Raw genomic sequence first — 4,254 nt, 5'->3', positions numbered from 1 at the left:
CGTGGTGGAGACGGCGCGCGGGGCCCAGGCCGTGCTCGCCTTCCGCGACGAATCGCGCGTGACGCTCGGCTCGCAGACGCGCTTGCGCATCGACAACTTCGTGTACGACGAGCAGAACGCGGCCGAGGGCAGCTTCCTCGTCTCCATCCTGCGCGGCACGGTGCGGGCGCTGACGGGGCTGATCGCCCGGGCCAACCACCGCAACGTCGGCTTCGGCACCGCCACCGCCGCGATCGGCATCCGCGGCACCGGCTTCGACGTGCTGTGCAGCGGGGCCTGCGCCGGCGAGAGCGGCGCCGGCGGTGCCGACGAGGGCCTCACGGTCTGGGCCTGGCTCGGCGCGATCGACGTCACGCCGCAGGGGCAGACCGCGCTGCAGGTGCTGCAGGCGGGGCAGGGCCTCTTCATTTCGCCGCAGGGCATCCGCCCGCTGGACACGCAACCCGCGGTGGAGGGCGTGCGGCCCGACCAGGTGACCGTGCCGGCCAAGCTGTTCGCCCGGGCGGGGGTGTCGGATGCCGAGGTCGGCCTGTTCGTCTTCGTGCGCGAGGGCGACATCGAGATCGCCGGCCCGCGCGAAGTGCTGCACCTCGGCCGGGGCGAGGCCGGTTTCGCCGGCAGCACCGGCGAGATGCTGCGGCCGGCGCTGATCCCGAAGTTCATCGAATTCGACCGCATGCCGCTGCCCACCGCGCGCAATCCCCTGGCCGCTTCGGTGCTCGGCGAGTCGGGCCTGCGCGGCAGCAACGTCTGCCGCTAGCGGCCGCTCCCCGCCACAATGGCCGCCCGAGAAGAACGAGAAGCGGGAAGAACGATGCGAAGAGGCCTCGCCCCGGTGCGCGCCGTGCAGCCCCCGCTGCTGGTGCTGCTCGCGCTGGCGGCCGGCAGCGCAGGCGCCCAGCCGGCGGCGCAGCCCACGCCGCCCATGGCGCAACCCGCGCCGGCCGCGGTGTTCCCCCTGCGCGGCTTCCGGCTCGAGGGCGACAACCCGATCGGCGACGCCGCCGCGCAGCGCGTGCTGGCGCCCTTCCTGCGCCCCGACGCGACCCTGCAGACGCTGCAGCAGGCCACCGCCGCCCTCGAAGCCGCCTTCCGTGACGCCGGCTACGGCCTGCACCGCGTCGCCCTGCCGCCGCAGGAGGTGGGAGCGATCGTGCGGCTCTCCATCGTGAAGTTCGCCGTCGGCAAGGTGGAGATCGAAGGTCGCGACCTCTACAGCGAGGCCAACGTCCGCCGCACCTTGCCCGAGCTGCGCGAAGGCGAGGCCCCCAATTTCAAGCGGCTCGCCGTGCAGGCGGCGATCGCCAACGAGAACCCCAACAAGCAGCTGCAGGTGGGCCTGCGCGAATCGGAGCAGCCGGACCAGGTCGACGCCACCATCACGGTGCGCGAACAGCGGCCTTGGACGCTGGGCCTGGCGGCCTCCAACGCCGGATCGTCCGCCACCGGCCACGACCGGGTGACGCTCACCGCCGGTCACACCAACGTTTTCGACCGCGACCACCAGTTCATCGGCGCCTACACCACCTCCTTGCGGCGCACCAGCGACGTGAAGCAGCTGGGCCTGGCCTACAAGGCGCCGCTGTACGCCGCCGGCGGCGTGGTCGCCGCCACTTACACCCGCTCCGACGTGGTGGGCGACTTCGGCGCCTTCACCAGCACCGGCGCCGGCCACACACTGGGCCTGAGCTACACGCTGTACCTGCCGCCGCGGGGTGGCCGCCGCAGCTACGTGAGCTTCGGCCTGGACGACCGGGTGTTCGACGCCGCCAGGATCGACGACGTGGTGGCGCCCGGCGCGCTCGACCGGCGCAGCCGCCCGATCACCCTCGGCTACAGCGCGCGCATGGAGAGCGACCGCGCCGTCTGGGGCTACAGCCTCGAGGCGGCCGCCAACACCGGCGCCGGCGCCCACGACGACCTCGCCTCCTACCGCAGCGAGGACCCGCGCATCGCCACCGTGCACTGGAAGGCCCTGCGCGGGGCGGCCAGCTACACCGCGCCCTTCGCGCGGACCTGGGTCTGGGCGCTGCGCACGCTGTTCCAGTACAGCCCGGACGTGCTGATCTCCGGCGAGCAGTTCGGCCTGGGCGGCCTCGGCTCGGTGCGCGGCACGGACGTCGAACGGCCGCTTTCGGGCGACAAGGGGATTTCCGCCACCCTGGAAGTCACCACGCCGGAGATCGCGGGCGGCCTGCGCCTGCTCGGCTTCGTCGATGCCGGCCGGCTCTGGAACAACCAGCCCAACGGGCTGAACAAACCGTCGTCCGACCGGCTCGCCAGCGTCGGAGCGGGGCTGCGCTACGCCGCCGGCGGCTTCGGCGCCTCGCTCGATTACGGCCGGATCGTGCAGGGCAGCCGGGTGCCGTTGTCGCTGAACTCCAACTCTCCGCAAAACGGCGACGATCGTTTCTACGTGAACGTCTCGTATCGGTTCTGAACCGCCGTGCTGCGCTTAAACTGGCAGCATGGCCGGTTTGAGCAGCGAGACTCCTTCGCCCGAATCCATCACCCTGCACGGCGCCTCGCGCGTGCTGGAGGTCGGGTTTTCCGATGGTTCGGTGTTCCGCATCCCCTTCGAGCTGATGCGCGTGTATTCGCCTTCGGCGGAAGTGCAGGGCCACGGCCCCGGCCAGGAGGTGCTGCAGACCGGCAAGCGCAAGGTCGACATCGTCCAGCTCGAGCCGATCGGCAACTATGCCGTCAAGCCCGTCTTCTCCGACGGGCACGACAGCGGGATCTATTCCTGGGACTACCTGTACTACCTCGGTTCGCAGCAGGCGCAGCTCTGGCAGGAGTACGAGCGCCGGCTGCAGGAGGCCGGCGTCGACCGCGACGCCCCCATGGCCGCCAAGGCGGCGCCCTCCTGCGGGCATTGAGGAAGGCAAGGCCATGAGCAAGACCCACTTCGGCTTCGAGACCGTCGACGAGCGTGAGAAGGCCCGCCGCGTGCGCGGCGTCTTCGATTCGGTGGCGCCCAGCTACGACGTGATGAACGACCTGATGTCCATGGGCCTGCACCGCGCCTGGAAGGCGTACACGGTGCTGGTGGCGGACCTCAAGCCCGGCCAGCGCGTGCTGGACATCGCCGGCGGCACGGGCGACCTGGCCCAGGCCTTCGCCCGCAAGGTGGGCAGCACCGGCATGGTGGTTCACACGGACATCAACGCGTCCATGCTGCGCGTCGGACGCGACCGTCTGCTCGATGCCGGCCTCGTCCTTCCCACCCTGGTCTGCGACGCGGAGAAACTGCCTTTTGCGCGGGACAGCTTCGACCGCGTCAGCGTCGGCTTCGGCCTGCGCAACATGACGCACAAGGACAAGGCCCTGGCCGAGATGCACCGCGTGCTCAAGCCCGGGGGCAAGCTGCTGGTGCTGGAGTTCTCCAAGGTGGCGCGCCCGCTCGAGAAGGCCTACGACTGGTATTCCTTCAACGTGCTGCCGCGGCTGGGGCGCTTCATCGCGCGCGACGAGGCGAGCTACCGCTACCTGGCCGAATCGATCCGCATGCACCCCGGCCAGGAGGAACTCAAGGGGATGATGAAGATGGCCGGTTTCGGCCACGTGGACTACCACAACATGACGGCGGGCGTGGCGGCCCTGCATGTTGGAATCAAGTGCTGAGCCCCCAACCGGGTCGGCGAAGGAGAGCAAGATGAAGTTCTGGACCGTGATGCTGGCGATGGCCCTGGCCCTCGGCACGGTGGAGGATGCGGATGCGGCGCGCCGGCTGGGCGGCGGCATGTCCATCGGCCGCCAGTCGCCCAACGTGATGCAGCGCCAGGCCACGCCGCCGGCGGTGGCCCCGGGCGCCACCAACGCGGCGCCGCAGCGCAGCCCGAGTGCGCAACCCGGCGCCACCGCGCCGGCGCAGCAACCGGCCCGCAGCCGCTGGGGCGGCATGCTCGGCGGCCTGGCTGCCGGCCTGGGCCTGGCCTGGCTGGCGAGCAGCCTCGGCCTCGGCGCCGGCTTCGCCCAGTTCCTGCTGATCGCGCTGCTGGCGCTGGTGGTCATGGCCGTCATCGGCATGGTGCGGGCCCGCCGCCAGCTGGCCGCCGGCCACGGCGGCTATGCCTACCAGGGCGCGGGCAGCAGCGCCGATTCGGCCATCCCCCTGCGGCAGTACAACCCGGCCAAGGTGGGCAACGACGCCTCGGCCCGGCCCTGGGAATCGACCTTCGGCGCCGACCAGCCGCCGCCGGCCGGTAGCGGCGTGCGCATCGGCTCGGGCCTGGAGGGCCAGCGCAACGTGCT

The 4,254-nt window shown here is 71.6% G+C and carries 4 protein-coding genes and 1 pseudogene; all 5 read left to right on the top strand.

Annotated elements, in window-relative coordinates; all coding sequences use genetic code 11:
* Window positions 1–760, top strand: a 760-nt coding sequence (locus VFM98_RS16225) for a FecR domain-containing protein (RefSeq protein WP_325110937.1), incomplete at its 5' end; no start/stop codon positions are given.
* Window positions 761–814: 54 nt separating this feature from the next.
* Window positions 815–2,440: a ShlB/FhaC/HecB family hemolysin secretion/activation protein gene (locus VFM98_RS16220; RefSeq protein WP_325110936.1), complete on the top strand. Its 1,626-nt coding sequence runs from the start codon at window positions 815–817 to the stop codon at window positions 2,438–2,440.
* Between the two features lie 28 nt (window positions 2,441–2,468).
* Window positions 2,469–2,879 carry a DUF971 domain-containing protein gene (locus VFM98_RS16215; protein ID WP_325110935.1) on the top strand — a complete coding sequence of 137 codons (411 nt, stop codon included), beginning with the start codon at window positions 2,469–2,471 and terminating at the stop codon, window positions 2,877–2,879.
* A gap of 13 nt (window positions 2,880–2,892) precedes the next feature.
* A complete protein-coding gene (gene ubiE / locus VFM98_RS16210; RefSeq protein ID WP_325110934.1) occupies window positions 2,893–3,624 on the top strand; it encodes a bifunctional demethylmenaquinone methyltransferase/2-methoxy-6-polyprenyl-1,4-benzoquinol methylase UbiE in 732 nt (243 codons plus the stop codon).
* Window positions 3,625–3,655: 31 nt separating this feature from the next.
* Window positions 3,656–4,254: pseudogene (locus VFM98_RS16205) on the top strand (Tim44 domain-containing protein); the annotation flags it as partial.

It is taken from the genome of Ramlibacter sp., assembly GCF_035706265.1.
Lineage (GTDB): Bacteria > Pseudomonadota > Gammaproteobacteria > Burkholderiales > Burkholderiaceae_C > Ramlibacter.
This window is presented reverse-complemented; position numbering and strand designations above follow the sequence as displayed.